18 protein-coding genes are annotated in these 16,382 nt (G+C 62.1%); 8 read left to right on the plus strand and 10 right to left on the minus strand.

Translation table 11 applies throughout. The features are described from left to right. Window positions 1-2: 2 nt before the first annotated feature. Window positions 3-629: a TetR/AcrR family transcriptional regulator gene (locus R4P70_RS26150; RefSeq protein ID WP_019746303.1), complete on the plus strand. Its 627-nt coding sequence runs from the start codon at window positions 3-5 to the stop codon at window positions 627-629. A gap of 6 nt (window positions 630-635) precedes the next feature. Here the strand turns inward: R4P70_RS26150 and R4P70_RS26155 are convergent, their stop codons facing one another. From R4P70_RS26155 to R4P70_RS26165, 3 genes are all read right to left on the minus strand, one after another. Continuing rightward, a complete protein-coding gene (locus R4P70_RS26155) occupies window positions 636-1,076 on the minus strand; it encodes a PAS domain S-box protein (RefSeq protein ID WP_003943598.1) in 441 nt (146 codons plus the stop codon). Between the two features lie 111 nt (window positions 1,077-1,187). After that, a complete protein-coding gene (locus R4P70_RS26160; protein WP_020968047.1) occupies window positions 1,188-1,928 on the minus strand; it encodes an ABC transporter ATP-binding protein in 741 nt (246 codons plus the stop codon). After that, window positions 1,925-2,971 carry an ABC transporter permease gene (locus tag R4P70_RS26165; RefSeq protein WP_060938783.1) on the minus strand — a complete coding sequence of 349 codons (1,047 nt, stop codon included), beginning with the start codon at window positions 2,969-2,971 and terminating at the stop codon, window positions 1,925-1,927. Before R4P70_RS26165 ends, R4P70_RS26160 begins: the two co-directional genes overlap by 4 nt. Window positions 2,972-3,085: 114 nt before the next feature. Here R4P70_RS26165 and R4P70_RS26170 point away from each other — a divergent pair, with 114 nt between their 5' ends. The 4 genes from R4P70_RS26170 to R4P70_RS26185 all read left to right on the plus strand — a co-directional run bounded on the left by R4P70_RS26170 (window position 3,086) and on the right by R4P70_RS26185 (window position 7,193). Further along, complete coding sequence (locus R4P70_RS26170) at window positions 3,086-4,288, plus strand: sensor histidine kinase (protein WP_019746300.1); 1,203 nt, start codon at window positions 3,086-3,088, stop codon at window positions 4,286-4,288. Then, window positions 4,285-4,902: a response regulator gene (locus R4P70_RS26175; RefSeq protein ID WP_019746299.1), complete on the plus strand. Its 618-nt coding sequence runs from the start codon at window positions 4,285-4,287 to the stop codon at window positions 4,900-4,902. Before R4P70_RS26170 ends, R4P70_RS26175 begins: the two co-directional genes overlap by 4 nt. A 92-nt stretch (window positions 4,903-4,994) precedes the next feature. Then, a complete protein-coding gene (locus R4P70_RS26180; RefSeq protein WP_317832518.1) occupies window positions 4,995-6,233 on the plus strand; it encodes an HNH endonuclease signature motif containing protein in 1,239 nt (412 codons plus the stop codon). Window positions 6,234-6,377: 144 nt separating this feature from the next. Further along, the gene (locus R4P70_RS26185) at window positions 6,378-7,193 is read left to right on the plus strand and encodes a siderophore-interacting protein (RefSeq protein WP_020905680.1); all 816 of its coding nucleotides are present in this window, start codon (window positions 6,378-6,380) and stop codon (window positions 7,191-7,193) included. A gap of 9 nt (window positions 7,194-7,202) precedes the next feature. Here the strand turns inward: R4P70_RS26185 and R4P70_RS26190 are convergent, their stop codons facing one another. Both R4P70_RS26190 and R4P70_RS26195 read right to left on the minus strand, forming a co-directional pair. Next, the gene (locus R4P70_RS26190) at window positions 7,203-7,382 is read right to left on the minus strand and encodes a hypothetical protein (protein ID WP_019746296.1); all 180 of its coding nucleotides are present in this window, start codon (window positions 7,380-7,382) and stop codon (window positions 7,203-7,205) included. Further along, window positions 7,349-7,561 (minus strand): hypothetical protein, encoded by a 213-nt coding sequence (locus R4P70_RS26195; RefSeq protein WP_046377684.1) that lies wholly within the window; start codon window positions 7,559-7,561, stop codon window positions 7,349-7,351. The genes R4P70_RS26190 and R4P70_RS26195 overlap by 34 nt, the downstream gene beginning before the upstream one ends. 161 nt (window positions 7,562-7,722) lie before the next feature. On the opposite strand from R4P70_RS26195, the gene R4P70_RS26200 reads away from it, so the two are divergent. Continuing rightward, window positions 7,723-8,679 carry a proline dehydrogenase family protein gene (locus R4P70_RS26200; RefSeq protein WP_021342361.1) on the plus strand — a complete coding sequence of 319 codons (957 nt, stop codon included), beginning with the start codon at window positions 7,723-7,725 and terminating at the stop codon, window positions 8,677-8,679. 60 nt (window positions 8,680-8,739) lie between these two features. Here R4P70_RS26200 and R4P70_RS26205 read toward each other — a convergent pair whose 3' ends face one another. The 3 genes from R4P70_RS26205 to R4P70_RS26215 all read right to left on the minus strand — a co-directional run bounded on the left by R4P70_RS26205 (window position 8,740) and on the right by R4P70_RS26215 (window position 12,135). After that, window positions 8,740-9,183, minus strand: a complete 444-nt coding sequence (locus R4P70_RS26205) for an SRPBCC family protein (RefSeq protein ID WP_019746286.1) — start codon at window positions 9,181-9,183, stop codon at window positions 8,740-8,742. 3 nt (window positions 9,184-9,186) lie between these two features. Continuing rightward, on the minus strand, window positions 9,187-10,740 hold the full coding sequence (locus R4P70_RS26210) for a succinic semialdehyde dehydrogenase (RefSeq protein WP_003943578.1): 1,554 nt from the start codon (window positions 10,738-10,740) through the stop codon (window positions 9,187-9,189). 78 nt (window positions 10,741-10,818) lie between these two features. Continuing rightward, window positions 10,819-12,135, minus strand: coding sequence for an MFS transporter (locus tag R4P70_RS26215; protein ID WP_021332663.1), 1,317 nt, complete (start codon window positions 12,133-12,135; stop codon window positions 10,819-10,821). Between the two features lie 71 nt (window positions 12,136-12,206). On the opposite strand from R4P70_RS26215, the gene R4P70_RS26220 reads away from it, so the two are divergent. Both R4P70_RS26220 and R4P70_RS26225 read left to right on the plus strand, forming a co-directional pair. Further along, window positions 12,207-13,178, plus strand: coding sequence for a GlxA family transcriptional regulator (locus R4P70_RS26220; protein ID WP_020905675.1), 972 nt, complete (start codon window positions 12,207-12,209; stop codon window positions 13,176-13,178). Between the two features lie 30 nt (window positions 13,179-13,208). Continuing rightward, on the plus strand, window positions 13,209-13,586 hold the full coding sequence (locus R4P70_RS26225; protein WP_317832525.1) for a DUF5313 family protein: 378 nt from the start codon (window positions 13,209-13,211) through the stop codon (window positions 13,584-13,586). A gap of 7 nt (window positions 13,587-13,593) precedes the next feature. On the opposite strand, the gene R4P70_RS26230 is transcribed toward R4P70_RS26225, so the two are convergent. After that, window positions 13,594-15,345: an oleate hydratase gene (locus R4P70_RS26230; protein WP_317832656.1), complete on the minus strand. Its 1,752-nt coding sequence runs from the start codon at window positions 15,343-15,345 to the stop codon at window positions 13,594-13,596. Window positions 15,346-15,367: 22 nt separating this feature from the next. Further along, a complete protein-coding gene (locus R4P70_RS26235) occupies window positions 15,368-16,294 on the minus strand; it encodes a TetR family transcriptional regulator (protein WP_081329047.1) in 927 nt (308 codons plus the stop codon). Window positions 16,295-16,382: the final 88 nt, after the last annotated feature.

A 16,382-nucleotide genomic window follows, 5' to 3' on the forward strand; every position in this document is an offset into this window, starting at 1 on the left:
TCATGACTGAGGTTCTTCGGGAAGACACGTCGGCGCGGCGCAAGATCATCGAGGCAGCGCGGGAAGTTTTTGTCGATCCCGGCTACGCGGCCGCCACGATCAAACAGCTTGCCGCGGCGGCGGGCGTGTCGGTGCAGAGTGTCTATTTTGTGTTCGGCAACAAGCCGAGCGTGCTGTCAGCACTGCTCGACGTGGCCGTTGCGGGCGACGAGGAAAAGACGGCAACTCTCGACCGTCCGTGGGTGGCGGCGGCACTGGGCGCCCCACATCCACTCGGGCAACTCCGGATTCAGGTTCACCACGGACGGCTCATTCTGGAGCGCACCGCAGACATCTTGTTGGCACTGCGGGCCGCTGCTTCCGCTGACGAGGACGCCGCCCGTCTGTGGCAAATCAACCGCACTCAGCGACGCACGGTGCAGGAACATCTGATGGTCGGCATCGTCGAAAAAGCGCCAACCGTCGACCTCGAAACAGCCGTGAACGTCGCACTCACGCTGCTCAGCCCCGAGACGTACACAGACCTCGTGGTCGGCGCGGGTTGGACCGGCCAAAAGTACGAAGAATGGGTGGTCAACACCCTTGCCGCCACCCTGGGCCTGGACCGAACCGTCAAATCCCGGAAGTAGCTGGGACTACTTGGTGGGCTTGTCGTCGATGTGCCGTGGGTTGTTCCACAGGCGTTCCGTCAGATCGTGAAGGACGGCGAGGGTGATCGTGTCGTCGTCCCGTCGGAGCAGAGACTGACTGACCGTCGCGCGCACCAACGTGGAGTCGGAGTGCACGAACTCCTTGACCGAGCCCGGCTCGGAACTCAGTTCACGATGAGCCTGCTCGGCACTGACGTCGTCGGCATCCTTGTCGTAGAGAATGTCCTGCAAACGCAACGCCGAGACGGCCTTCTTGGGATATCCCAGCATGTCAGCGAAGGACGGGTTGGCAAAAACGATGCTGCCGTCGCGGTGAACGGCCATGACCGGCACCGGAAGCCTGTCGAGGAGAATCAGAGCAGGCATCTGCTCCAGATCCGCAATCGGCGATTGTGGCGGCTGCGCAACATTGCGGCGGCGTTCCATAACACGTCCTCTCAAGTTGCCCGAGTCGACAACAGTCTAACTGCCCAGCAAATCGCGGGTTGACTTCCCGCCCGGATGCAGTGACGAATGCCCGAATCGTGCCCGCCTGAGTTACGCCGCGAGCGCCTCCTGGTCCTCCGCCAAGGAACCGTCAACAACACGATAGACAGTATCCATCCGAGACAGGTGACTTCGGTCGTGTGTCACGAGAAGGGTTGCCGCCTCGTGTTCCCGCACCACCCCGATGATCAGATCCATGACAGCGGCACCGCGCTCCTGATCGAGCGCGCTGGTGGGCTCGTCGACCACCAGAAGCTGCGGATCGTTCATCAATGCTCGCGCGAGATTGACGCGCTGTCGCTGCCCACCCGACAGCTGAGACGGTCGTTTTCCGCTCTGATCCGCGAGCCCGACAGCGTCCAGCAAATCCATCGCTTTTGATTTCACGGCCTTGCGACGGGTCCGTGACGTGAAAACGGACTGCCCCAGATGCGCCATCACCTCGAGCTGCTCCAGAGCCGTCAACGACGACACGAGGTTGGACTGCTGGAAGACGATTCCGATCGACGAGCGTCGCAGCTCCGACGCCGCCCTCCGACTCAGCGCCGCTATGTCGGTGCTGCCTTCCGGCGTCCGGAGATAGACGTGCCCGGAATCCGGACGGATCAGGGTCGACGCCACCGCCAACAGGCTGGACTTGCCTGAACCCGAAGGTCCGGTGATCGCGGCGATCTCGCCGCGGTGCAGTCGCAGAGACACGTCGTCCAGCGCCGTCACCCGCGATTGCCCGTCGGGAAACGTCAGATCGACGTTCTGGATGTCGAGAACTGTGGTGCCGGTTGTCATGGTCATCGTGCGCTCCCCAATGCTGTGAGTGGATCAGTGGTCGAGAGGAATCGAAGTGCAAAGGCCGCGCCGAGCAGACCGAGCCCGATCAATGCCACGGCAGGTACGACGGTCGTGGATGCGTCCAGGACAAACGGCATGGCGTCTCCGATCAGCGAACCGGCCACGGCCGTCAGCCCGATTCCGACGGTGACGCCGGCAATCAGAACGATGAGCGCCTGGCCCAGAGCGTCGCGCACCAGAGAACCGGTGGTCGCGCCGAGCGCTTTCAACGTCGCGATATCCGGGGTTCGCTGGATCGTCCACACCGTGAAGAACGCACCGATCACCAGGGCCGAGATCGCGAACAACATGAGCGTCATCAGCGTCAACGACCCGTTTTCCGACTTGTACGAACCGATCGCGTCGAGCGAACCGCTGACCGTCGTCGACGTCGTCGCGGCTGACTTGTCCGTTGCGGAAGCGTCAGAGGCTCCGGTGACAGCCAGTACTGTCGCAACGCCGCCGCGTGGATTGGCCGCCTGCCAGTCACCGAGCGTCATCCAGACGACGGGCGAATGGCTGTACCAGTCGTCACCGCGAACGTCGCTGACGGTGAACTGCTGCGTACCGACGCTCACCTGATCGCCGGCGCCCGCCCCCAGATCGCGGGCGGCACCTTCGCTCAACACCACCGTGCCTGACGCCGACGGCGTCACGTCACCGAAACCGCCGTCAGCACCGAACAGGGCCACCGACTTCTGATTTCCGTCGGCCAATCCTGCCTTCCCGCGGCCGATTCCGATGGGATCGACATCCTTCGCGGCCCCGGCCCAGGCGTTGACCTGGTCCTGTGTGAGCGCCGACTCGTCGAACGACGCCCCAGCTCCGGTGTCTGCAAACACCACCGTGTCGGCATTCATGGCCTCGATGGCCGACACGTTCTGATGGCGAAGTCCTGCAGTCAACCCGCTGAGAAAACTGACCAGAAGTGCAACCAACAGAACCACGACGGAGATCAGCGCGAAACGACCTCGCGCTGCCCGTAAGTCCCTCATTGCGACAAACACTGTGAATTCCTTTCCTGTGCTTGCCTCTACGCTCTCGCGGATGCAGACTCTTTCCATCGCACCTCGGATCGACATTCCAGCGCTCGAAAGAACCATCCCGGTTTACAACTTTTGATGGATGAACCAGGCCCGAACCTCGCTAAGCTGGGCGAGATGCACCGATCTCCGCTCACGCCTGTCTTCGCCGGCCTACAACTGGGCCTGCATGTCCTTGTCATGGCGCTGGCCGGTGTGGTGTTTCTTCGAGCGCTGATCGACGAATCCGACCTGACCGCAACAATCATCGCGCTGGCCGTGATCTTTGTTGCCGTCTATCTTTTCGGCGTTGCCAAAAGGCTGCGCGGCAACGCTGCCCGCTGGTGGCTCGCCGTGCTGACCCTCGTCTGGATCGCGACGATGGCGGTATCCGCCGACGCCGCCTACCTCGCATTCGGACTCTTCTTCCTCTATCTCCATATTCTGCGGCGCCCCTGGAGCCTGCTGGCCGTCACCGCGGCAACGGCCGTCGCCGTGATCGGCACCGGATTGCATCGCGGGTGGACAGTGGCCGGCGCCGTCGGCCCGATCATCGGCGCCGCCGTAGCCGTTGCTATCGGTCTCGGATATCAGGCGCTGTACCGGGAGGCAGCCGAGCGCGGACGTCTCATCGACGAATTGATGAACACCCGTGAAGAATTGGCGTCGACGTCTCGCGATGCCGGAAAATTCGCCGAACGTGAAAGGCTCGCAGCCGAGATCCACGACACCGTGGCCCAAGGACTTTCGAGCATCCAGATGCTCCTCCACGCTGCCGAACGCGCCGATCCGGAAAGCCCGGCCATCCGGCAGATCAGCCTCGCACGGGAAACCGCAGCGGACAGTCTTGCCGAAACCCGCCAACTCATCGCCGAATTGACACCGGCGGCCCTGGACGGTCAGTCGCTCGCCGATGCGCTTCGTCGAATCTGTGAACGCGCGAGCAGTCCTGAACTGGAAGCGCGATCCCTGGTCGAAGGTGAGGCAATCCGGCTGCCTATGCCCCTCGAAGCAACACTGGTGCGCATCGCCCAGGGTGCGGTGTCCAATGTTCTCCGCCACGCGGATGCAACCAGAATGGCTGTGACACTGACGTATTCCGACAACACCGTCAGCCTCGACGTGGTCGACAACGGCCGCGGCTTCGACGTGGCAGTTCTCGAACGTGGACCGGCGGAATCTTTTGGCCTCAATGCAATTCGACGACGCGTCGAACTGCAGGGCGGAACGTTCTCAATCGAGTCGGAGCCGGGACACACGGCCGTCGCGGTGACGTTTCCCCTCGATGTCGGTGAACAGTGATCCGCCTGCTGCTCGCCGACGATCACGCGATCGTGCGCGCCGGGCTGCGAGCGCTGCTCGAAAGCGAATCCGACATCGAGGTGGTCGGCGAAGCAGGGACCGCCGAGGAAGCCATAGCCTTCTGCGCCACCACGCCGGTCGACCTCGTGCTCATGGACCTGCGGTTCGGGCCAGGCAAGACCGGGGTCGACGCCACCCGCGCGGTATGCGCGCTGCCGAATCCGCCGCACGTACTCGTTGTGACCAACTACGACACGGACGCGGATATCTTGAGCGCCGTCGAAGCCGGAGCCAGCGGCTATCTACTCAAGGACACACCCCCGGTCGAGTTGCTGTCGGCCGTCCGCGCCGCTGCGAGCGGGGACAGCGTTCTCTCACCTGCCATCGCGTCGAAGCTCATGACTCGCGTCCGTAAGCCCGAAACCAGCCTCAGCCCAAGGGAAATCGAGGTGCTGAAGCTGGTGGCGGCGGGTCGATCCAACCGCGAGATCGGTAAAGAACTGTTCCTGAGCGAGACCACGGTCAAATCGCATCTGGTCCACATCTTCGGCAAGTTGGGCGTGAAGTCGCGGACGTCGGCGGTAGCTCGTGCGCGGGAGCTGGGTTCGATCTGACGTTTGTCCGAATTGTCGAAAGTAGCTGGACAGCAGTAATTTTCGCTTGCAATTCTCTTGTGTTCGAAACTCTGTTCGAATATGATTGCTTCATGGACAGTCGGGAAGCGTGGCAGCTGGATGGTGAGGACCTCAAGGGTGAGGTTCTCGATCTGGTGCGCGCCCGGCACGAGTTGCAGTCGCGGATGGTGTTGCTGATCGTGGAGATGTTTTCCCGTGAGGTTCTCGGCGGGAAGGGTTTTCGGGCGATCGCGCAGTGGTTGCATGGTTCGACGAATCTGGAGATCGGTGAGTGCAGTCTGCTGGTCGGGTTGGCGCGGTTGTTGATGCTCGAACCCGTTGTGGGCGATGCGTTTCACCGTGGTGATGTTGATGCGTTGAAAGCCCGTCAGGTCGCGTCGTTCTGTCAGCATCCACCGAAGAACATGACCCCGGCCGATGTGGACAAGGCCCGCGGGATTCTGCTTGGTCTGGCGTCGAAGAACATCGCGGATTGTGATGCGGTGCGGGCAGCGATTCGGCGGATCGAGAGGCAGTACGGAAAACGCGAGGATGGCGTCCCGGTCGGCGAGGATTCCGAACGTAACGAGTTCTACGCCTCGAAAGGCTTGTACGGGCGGGTCACGGTGAAGGGCGATCTGGATGCTGTGAACGGGGCGCGCCTGATCACGTTGTTGTCGAGTTTGTCTGCTCCGACGCCGGAGAAGGACGGCGTCAAGGACACCCGCACGCCGGCATTACGACGGGCGGACGGGTTCTGCGAACTGTTGCGCCGGTATGAGCGGGCGGGGTTGGGTCCGATCGAAGGCGGCGTGAAACCGCACATCACGGTGACCGCGTCCGCGAAAGATATGACGGACCTGCAGGCGTTGAAAGACCTCCTGCCGTCCACGGAGGAACTCGGGTTCGCGTGGACGGATTGGGTGGGTCCGATCAGTATCGACGCTGCGCGGATGCTGGCGTGCGACTGCACCGTGACGCGGATCTTGTTGGATGAGAATGGTGTTCCGCTCGACTGCGGTAAGGAAGCGAGAACGGCAACGGTGCCGCAGCGGCGGGCGTTGGCAGTTCGTGATGGTGGGTGTGCGTTTCCGGGGTGTGGGACTCCGTCGGGGTGGTGCGATGCCCATCATATTGTTCACTGGAATGATGGTGGCCCAACAGATCTCGACAATCTGATCTTGTTGTGCGGTCATCATCATCGGACGATGCACCACACGGAATGGCGGGTGGAGATCGGTCCGGATCGGAAGACGGTGTTCTATCCGCCGATGTCGATCGATCCGTATCAACAGCCGATCGGCGGGAACAGCCCACCGACAGCCGCCTGAACGGGCATAACTGAAAATGCCAGCGTATGCACCGGGGAAGAACCATGCCTCGGGGCATACGCTGGCGTTTTCAGCTGCTTTCGATGTCCGTCTTGCGACAGCATCTGTCTCCACTTCGACACGCAGGACCAATAGGGTCGAGGCATGTCTTTCTGCGAACCCGCCCGCGTTGTCACCGTCACGTCCCTGACCCCGCACATGCGGCGAATCAGCATCGAGGCAGAAGGCGACTGGCACTGGCCGACCGGCGGACAAGGCGACGAGCGCATCGATATCGCGTTCCCGAAACCCGGTGAAACAGAAGCAGATTACGACTACTTCAACAATCCCGACTACGGCAAGGCCGATCTCGGAACCGAGCCACCGTGGCGGCACTACACCGTGCGCAAGGTGCACGACGGCGGCCGACGTCTGGACATCGACTTCGTCGTGCACCCTGGCGGTATTGCAGCGGATTGGGCCCTGCGGGCCGAACCAGGTCACCTACTAGGCGTCTTCTGGTCGGACAGTTCGCGGTCCCACTACCAAGCACCGGCGGGTCCTCGCTGGCAGCTGCTGGTCGCAGACGCCACGGGTCTCCCCGGACTGGGCAGGATTGTCGAAGAACTTCGAGAGGGCGATGTCGCACAGGCGATCATCGAGGTCGAAACCGAAGAGGATCGACAGGAATTTGTCACTCGCGGCGACGTCACGTACACGTGGCTCGTGGGGAGTGGTCTCGGAAAGGCGCCGAGCGCACTGTTCGAGGCTGTGGAGAGGGTCGAGTTTCCCGAATCCGAATCGGCCGACGTCTACGCGTGGGTGGCGTGCGAAAGCGCAACCAGCCGTCGTATTCGTAAGCATCTGAGGGAAGTTCGAGGAATTGCTCGCGACAAGCACAATGTTGTCGGGTACTGGCGAGAGGGCGCCGACGGCCACGTTTCCGGCATGAACAGCGAGGAAGTCACCGTCGGCGCCTGAGCGCCGTGATCACTCTGCCGGCAGTGTGTCGGTAGATTCTGCGTGAGCCTGCTGCACGTCAGCCGGCTTTTCCGCCAGCATCTCGAACAGTGCACGGCGTGCCTCGGCAAGAATTGCCTCTGCCTTGGCGACCTGCTCAGCAGTCCCACCTGCGGCTACCGCGACAGCGGCACCTCGGAGTAGACCCATCGCGGGACGGAGCGCTGCGCCGGCTTCACCGAAGTGAGGGCGGCCGTGTCCGCGCTGACCTTCGCGACCGCGTCGGCCTTCGGGGCGTCCTTCTGCTCGGTCTTCGAAGCGACCCTCGGGGCGCTCTCCATCGAATCCTCGACGGAAACCGTGTCCACGATGCGGGCCTCTGCGGCCATGCTCGCGACGTTCTTGCATTTCTGGGTTGTTGTGTGGGGCGTACATGTTGTCCTCCTGGACTGTCTGTGTTTGTTTGACGTATCGACGATATATCGACAATAGATCGAACGCAAGGGTCTGGAGAATAATTCCCGCACCCTCGTCCGGATACGCTGAAGCCGTGAACACGGATCTACAAGCCCAGGCCGCAGACGTCCTACGCCGCCTCGCACTCGACGAATCCCTGAAAGAACGCACCATGGCGGACGCTGCGACTGCAGCACTCGCACGGAAAGTCGCCGCTCGCTACATCGGCGGCGAAACCATCGACGACGCTTTCGACCGCCTCCCCTCGATCTTCGCGCGAGGACACAAGGCGAGCATCGAATACACCGGGGAAAGCGTCCGGGATCCCGAGCTCGCGAACGCCGAAACCGATGTTTTCGTGGAACTCGCGGAACGAATCGGCACGTCGGGTGTCGAGAGCACCGTGTCGTTCGACCTCTCGCACATCGGCTTGGTAATCGATCCGGAGCAGTGCTTTCGCAATGTCGTGCGCCTGGCCGAGGCCACGGAACGCGCAGGTGCCGAGCTGATCATCTCCGCCGAAGCGTCCGATCGCACCGACCTGGTCCTCGACATGCACGCGCGGCTGGCCGAGCGCTTCACTCACGTGGGGATCACTGTTCAGGCCCGACTGCACCGGACCGCAAAGGATCTCGCCGCTCTTCTGGACCGACCCGGCCGCATCCGTCTCGTGAAGGGCGCCTTCCTCGAAGCCGAATCCGTCGCCTACCCGCGCGGTAGTGCCGAACTGCGAAGCGCGTATCTCGACTACGCAGCCCGAATTGTCGAATCGGGTCACCAGGTTTCCATCGCGACGCATGACCGCGACATCCTCGAAGCATTACGCGCCGAGCATGATTCGAAGCTCAGAGCCGACCACGTCGAGTTCGAGATGCTGCTTGGTCTCGGTACCGAGCAACTGGACACACTCCGAGCCGCGGGCTTCACTACACGCGAATACGTCATCTTCGGAACACAGTGGTGGCTGTACGTACTCAATCGCATCGCCGAAGAGCCGGAGCGTGTCTACACCGCGCTCGTCGACGCCGCGCTTGTCACCACTGCAAACTGATCCGCAGCAACACAAGTGGGGCTGCACTCGAATCGAGTGCAGCCCCACTTGTGTATGTTTCTAGCTCTCCAGAAACGCCTTGATGCGCGCCAGAGTGGTTTCCATTCCGGTCTGCATCAGCTGATCTCGACCCCGACCGAGCAGGCCGCTACCCGACATCATGCGGACGTAAAGCGCAGGCGTCGCATAGATTTCACGAGTCTCGGTAAGCACAGTGCCCGTTCCCGAAGGTTCGAGCACGTACGTCCACCGAGCCTTCGGCTCGTCCGATTCGAAGGAGAACTTCCGGCAGTCGACCACGTCGACCACCGTGCAGTGCGTGCTCCACCGAATCAGGCCGTGCTTGTTGGTGCCCTTGAACTTTGCGCCCACGGTGCCCGGGGTTCCGGAAGTCCATGTTCCGCCCGTGTTTTCAGGGCTGAAGCGACCCATACCTTCGATGTCGCTGACAACCTTCCACACCGATACCGGAGTTGCCTCGATGTACGCGCTGGCGGTTTCCACCCGTTACCGGCCCGGAACCCAGGACATGATCTTGATGGCGTGAGGCATGAGCTTTGCCCACACCTTGGCCGGAAGTCCGCGCGGTCCACCGAGATTCATGACGCGGGTGGTGGCAACGGTCTGCGGCTCGGTGTACTTGATCAGCCCCTCGGCGCCGTGACGACGACCGACGCCAGAGACACCCATGCCACCCATCGGTGCTGCGGTGCTGCCCCAGGTGGGTGCGTAACCCTCGTCGACGTTGACGGTGCCGGCGTGGATGCGCGCTGCGATGGCTTCGCCGGCAGCCTTGCTTCCCGCCCACACACTGGCGTTGAGGCCGTACTCGGTGTCGTTGGCCGCAGCGATGGCCTCTTCGACGTCCTTGACGGGGTAGATCGAGACGAGCGGCCCGAAGGTCTCGTCGCGGTAGCACTCGGCGTCTTCGGGAACCCCGGTGAGCAGGGTGGGCTCGTAGAACAGCGGTCCGATGTCCGGGCGGGCCTTGCCGCCGGCAATGACGGTGGCGCCCTTGACCACTGCGTCGTCGACATGCGCGGAGATTGCCTTGACCTGGGCCTCGGAGACGAGGCTGCCCATCTCGATTCCGAATTCGTAACCGGCGGCGAGGTTCATCTTCTTGACGCGGTCACCGAACATACGGATGAACTCGGGTGCGATGGACTCTTCGACGTAGATGCGCTCGATGGAGATGCACAGCTGACCGGAGTTGGAGAAGCACGCACGCACAGCGGCGTCGGTGACCTCGCGCAGGTCTGCGCCGGCCGCGACGATCATCGGGTTCTTGCCACCGAGTTCGGCGGAGAAGCCGATCAGTCGACGGCCGGCCTGCTCGGCGAGGAGCTGACCGGTCGCGGTGGAACCGGTGAACATGAGGTAGTCGGTGTTCTCGACCAGCGCGGTGCCCACGACGGAGCCCGGTCCGGGAACCACGGCGAAGAGGTCGCGGGGCAGTCCCGCCTTGTAGAGCAGTTCGACGCAGGCGAGCGCGCAGTACGGCGTCTGGCTGTCCGGCTTGAGGACAACGGCGTTGCCCGCGAGCAGCGCGGCGATGGCGTCGGACACGGCCAGCGTCATCGGGTAGTTCCACGGCGAGATGACGCCGACGACACCCTTGGGCTGGTATCGAACGACGGTCTTCGTCAGACCCGGAAGCATGCCGGAGACGCGACGCGGGCGCAGCAGCTTCGGCGCCACACGTGCGTAGTGACGCGACGTCATCGAGATGTCGAGGACTTCTTCCTGAGCTGCGGTACGCGACTTTCCGGTCTCGGCCTGAGCCATGTCCATGAGGGCGTCGCGGTTCTCCAGGATGAGATCGCGGTAGCGGTGGAAGACGGCAGCGCGGTCGAGGACGGAGCGCTTGGCCCATTCCTTCTGGGCGACGCGGGCACGGGCGATGGCCGCAAGTGCGTCGTCGGCGGTGCCAACGGGGATGGTCGCCAGCTCCTTGCCGGTGAACACCTCGGTGATGGACTTCGTCGGGCGATCGGCAACATTGTCGATGGCGATCAGATCGGCGAGCCGCGAGAAGGTCGCAGCGGACGGAGCAGGCATTTCAGTACCCCTACTGGTGAGTAGTTCTTGGAGTTACACACAACTTACCCCGTCGGTGGTACCGATCACAGTGCCGAATCAGACAGAGTCAACCAATACTGCCTCTTTCGGACGTTTTGCGATCAACAACGACATGACTGCAGCGATCGCGCAGAGCGCGCCGGCCACCAAGAATGCAGCGTCGTACGAGCCGATCTGATCACGAACGAGGCCGGCCAAGAATGCCACCAGACCCGCGCCGATCTGATGAGATGCCAGCACCCAACCGAACACGATGGGAGCGTCGGCGCCGAAGTGCTGACGGCACAGCGCGACGGTCGGCGGAACCGTCGCCACCCAATCGAGCCCGTAGAAGATGACAAACGCGATCATCGGCGGATTCACGGTGTTGGCGAGCAGCAGCGGCAGGAAGAGCAGCGAGATTCCGCGGAAGAGGTAGTAGATGCCGAGAAGTTTTCGCGAGTCCATCCGGTCGGTGAACCAACCCGAAGCAATGGTGCCGACCATGTCGAGGATTCCGATCAACGCCAACAGGGACGCGGCCGTCGTGATCGGCATTCCGTGATCGTGCGACGCCGGGACGAAGTGCGTTCCGATCAGGCCGTTGGTGCTCGCGCCGCAAATCGCGAAGGTACCGGCGAGAAGCCAGAACACCTTGGTCTTCGACGCCATCACCAGCACCGAGATCGCCCGGCCTCCGGCGCCGCCGCGCTGGTAGACAGGCTTGGCGGGTGGGGCGTAATCGGCGGGCGCGCCGTACGGCGTCGTTCCCACGTCTGACGGATAGTTACGCAGGAACAGCAGAACGAACGGCACGACGGCCAGTGCGGCAAACGAAACTGTGAAGGCGACGCTCTTCCAGTCGTACGTTTCCGCGAGCTTCGCCAGGACGGGCAGGAACACCAGCTGACCGGCAGCACCACCGGCCGTCAGGATGCCGGTCACGAGACCACGCTTTTCGACGAACCAGCGATCGACGACGGTGGCGACAAACGCCAGCGCCATCGAACCCGTACCGAGGCCGACGAACACACCCCACAGCAGAATGAGCTGCCAACTCGAGGTCATGAAGATCGTGAGACCACTGCCGAGCGAGATGAGCGCCAACGCCGAAGTGACGACCGCCCGGATACCGAACCTTTCCATCAGGGCAGCGGCGAACGGCGAGGTCAGCCCGTACAGGATCAGGTTGACCGAGACGGCGGCCGAGATGCTGGCGCGCGACCACCCGAAATCCTCGTGCAGCGGATCGATCAGCACCGATGGGGCAGCGCGGAAGCTCGCCGCACCGACCAATGCCAGGAATGCCACGATCGCGACGGACCACGCGCGGTGAAAGCGCGGGGGGCTCACCTGCTGCGGGCCCGATTCGGGGAGAGCGGTCTCAGAAGTCACAGAGAGAATTCTGCAGTTCGGATTCGATCGAGAACAGTGGCCAGATTGCCAATATATGAAAGAATCGAGCCATGTCTGGTCCGCATCGCGTCGTCGTACTGGCTCTGAACGGAGTCATTCCCTTCGAACTCGGGATCCCCGCGCGTATCTTCGGGCGTGCCCTCGACGTCGAGGATCGGCCGCTGTACGAGATCCTGACGTGCACAATCGACGGCAATCCCGTGCGGACCGACGCTGACTTCAGCATTTCGGTCGACCATGGGAGCGAGTTGCTCGCCACCGCCGACACCGTCGTCATCCCCGCGTCGTACGAATTGGGCCCGGCCTTCGACGAGGGTTATCTCTCCCCCGAATTGGCCGCAGCATTCGAACACATCCGCCCGGGGACCCGGCTGGTCTCGATCTGCACCGGTTCGTACATCCTCGCCGCGGCCGGTTTGCTCGACGGACTCCGCGCTACGACGCATTGGCGCAACACCGACCATTTCCAGCGTGTCTATCCCAAGGTGAACGTGGATCCCGACGTGCTGTTCGTCGACGAAGGCCACATCCTGACCTCGGCCGGCGTGGCGTCAGGCGTCGATCTCTGTCTGCACATCGTCAGGCGCGACCACGGCATGGAAGTGGCGAACACCGTCGCGAGGCGTTGCGTCGTACCGCCGTGGCGCGACGGTGGCCAAGCGCAGTACATCCGCCGCCCACTTGCCGACAAGCCTTCGGAATCAACTGCCGACGCTCGGCACTGGGCCCTCGAACATCTCGGCGATCCGATCACGCTGGCAGACCTGGCGACGCGTGCCAACATGAGCGTCCGCACCTTCAGCCGTCGATTCCGCGACGAAGTCGGAACCACACCGAACCGCTGGTTGACCAGCAGACGCGTCGATCGGGCACGTGAATTGCTGGAGGAATCCGATCTGTCGATCGATGCAATTGCAGCTCGAACCGGATTCGGGACCGCGACATCAATGCGTCAACACATGAACGAGGCGCTCGGCGTTTCACCGAGCGCCTACCGACGCACGTTCAAGGCACCGGCGTAAGCGGCAGTACCAGGCACTATCCTGGAGACCATGGCCGAACTGACTCGCCCGAACTTCCCCCAGTACTGCGGATACCTCCTGGGGAAGACGCTCCCCGACCGGTACCAGGACTGGGTGCGGAACGATCTGGTCGGACCGGGTGCACAGGCCCGCTACATCATCCGTTTCACCGTGCCGGCGACGCTGATTCTTCTGCTGTTCCTGTTGATTCCGGGACCGATCTGGATTCCCTTGGCCATGATGGCTTTGCTGCTCATCCCGCTCGCGTACTTCGTCGTGGCGCTCGGGACCATCTACCGCCGCCACCGCCTGCTGAGCCACGGACTCGATCCCGAATTGCTCGACGAGAAGGCCCAGCGCCGTGCCGATCGCACTCGCGAGGACTACGAGAAGCGGCACGGTCGCTGAGCACCCCTCAGCGGAACATCGTCACTGCGGCCTTGGCGAGGACCTTCGGATCCTTCTCGTAGTGATGCATCTTGGTGAGCTTGTCTTCCGGAATCCCCAGGAACTTGTAGACGGCTACCTGAGCGCAGCGCACCGAGTACTGCTCGGTGAACACCATGTCGAACGGCAGCTCCGCGAACTGACTGATGAACGCCAGGTTCTTGGAGTGCTTCGGCACCACCAGCGGCCGGTCGCCGACGGCTCGCCGATTGAACAGCGCACTGGCGTAAGGCATGTGGCTGGGAATCGAATTCACGACGCTGTCCATAATCTCTTGTCGGCGCGCGGCCAGCGTCCCGCTCTCGTCGAGCGCCTCGAGATGCCCGAGAGTCTCTTCCAGCATTTCCCGGCCGGTCATCTCGATGAACGGCTTCTTCACGTAATCGCCGTCCTTGCGCGGGAACAAACAGTAACCCCAGAAGACTCCTTCGTTCTCCTTCTGCGCGTGGTAGTGCGGCTGATGGTGAACCACGATCGACAGAAGCACGTTCGAGTCCACGAACGTGTTGAGTGCATTTCCGGGGAGCTGCTTGGTGATTCGGGAAATCTCGTTGATGAGCTCGTGTGACGAAGTGGTGACGGTGAAGCTGGTCCACTCACTCTGCGCCCGGTCCCCGAAGAACTTGTCGGGATTCCCGAGATCGTAGAAATGCTCGGTGGCCTGCTTCCACAGCAGCGCACTCGGCGCGTATCTCATGTCTTCGACGATCGGAGTATCCAGATCGCCGATCGACGAACTGTCGGTGATGCTGCCGTTGGTGTCGAAGACGAAATCGCCTTCCGCCACGTCGATTCGGCCCTTCTCCCCGGTGCGGACGTTCTCGTAATCGAGTCCCGTCACGATGATCTCGTCTCGAAGCGGGGTGTCCTTGAACACGAACTCCGTGATCTTCAGTTCGTTGACGAACTTCACGCCCTTACCTTCGAGGAAGGTCCGCATCGGCAAGATGATGCTCTCGTACTGGTTGTACGGGGACCTGGTGACACCCGCAAGAGTCTGAATGCGGCTGAACTCGAGAATCATTCGGTTCATGTACCGGCGAAGCTCCATCGCCGAACTCACCCGCTTGAAAGCGAAAGTGGTCTCCCACATGTACCAGAAGTTGGTGGTGAAGAAGTGCGGAGTGTCCTCGAACCACTGCTCGATGCTGATGTCGTCGAGTTTTGCCTCGTCCGACTCCGGCATCGTCATCAGCTTCGTCAACAAGTACCGGTCCTTGTTGTCGAATTGCATGTGCTTGTAATCGTTCTCGCCCTTGTTGCGAATACCGTCTCGGTCGATCAACCGTGCGACGTCATGCGTGGGGTGCGCGTGGTCGAAGTCGAGAATGTCATCCGTCACCGACTTTCCCGGGTTGTCCAGCGACGGAACCGCACTCAATATGTCCCAGAGGTTCTCGTAGGTTTCCTCGTTGAGCATGCGGCCGCCGCGGTTGATGAAACCCGCGTCGTTACCGAGTTCGCGATGGCCGTACTGGTGCTGAAACGTAGCGGCGGATTCGCCGTCGTTCGCTCCGTGCATGTCCAGGCCCATGATGGTGATGTCCTCACCGTTCCACTCACCGTCTCGAATCAGATAGACGGCAGCCGAGAGGTTTCCGATGCCGGCACCGATCATGTAGGCCTTGTGAGACAGATTGGAAGACATTGGGTTTCGTTCCTTACTCGAGTCGCGGTACGGATACCTTCCAAGCATGGACCCGTTTGCCCGCAGGCGCATCACCCGAACCGGATGACGTCCGTCACGGTCGCTGAAGGCGCACCAGATCCAGCGCAAAACGCGAGTAGTCACGTGCGATTTCCTCGGGCGTTTGCGGCCCACTCGGCCGATACCATTGCGCGACAGAGACACACATCACGACAATCGCACGCGCGGCCTGTCGCGGCCGATCCGTCTCGAACACACCCGCGGCGATTCCGTCGTCCACCTGCTTCGTCATCAACCATTGCTGGTAGTTGCGTGATTCCGTGATGCGCAACCTGTTCTCGGCTGTGAGACTGCGCATTTCGCTGGCACCGAGAAATCCTTGATCGCGCCGATAGATATGGAACAAGGTCACACATTCGACAAGGAAAGCCAGTCTTTCGCAGGGACTTTCGCCCTCGTCGATCGCCGCCAACGATCTCGTGTTGAGCTCTGCCATGGTGAGGTCGAGAATTTCGGCCAACATTTGTTGCTTACTGGAATAGTGGTGATAGAGACCCGGAACACTCATCTGCGCACGTTTGGCGATCTCACGCATCGCAGCGCCGTGATATCCGGTCTTCACCATCTCCGCGAGCGCGGCCGCCAACACCGGATCGAACGAACTCGGACCGAACCTTCGCCACTCGTTCGGGCGAAAATGTGCGTCCGGGTCGGCGTCGTCGCCTCCCCATCGCGGCTGTTCCGGCGGACGCACTATCGCAGCCGGGAGCAGAGCGTCGAAACGCACTCCGAGAATCCCGCCGATTGCCGCCAACCGGTCGACGCTGACTCTGGTCTTTCCGGTCTCGACAGCGCTGAGGGTGGCCGGGCTGACATCGAGACGCCTGGCCAATTCACGCAGCGAGAGCCCGCTGTGACGCCGCGCTTGCCGGATCGACGCCCCGATCAGGACAGCATTCTCAAATTCGGTCACAGTGTTCAGTATTGCCGAACATAGGATTTCCAACAATGCGATGACCACGGAAATCTATGAACGTGTTGACTACTAGTTATCGGCCTGAACATGATGTGGATCACAAAGACCCAGGTCCGCCCGAGCGATCGTTCGG

This window comes from Rhodococcus sp. IEGM 1241, assembly GCF_033142365.1.
Taxonomy (GTDB): Bacteria; Actinomycetota; Actinomycetes; order Mycobacteriales; family Mycobacteriaceae; genus Rhodococcus_F; species Rhodococcus_F erythropolis.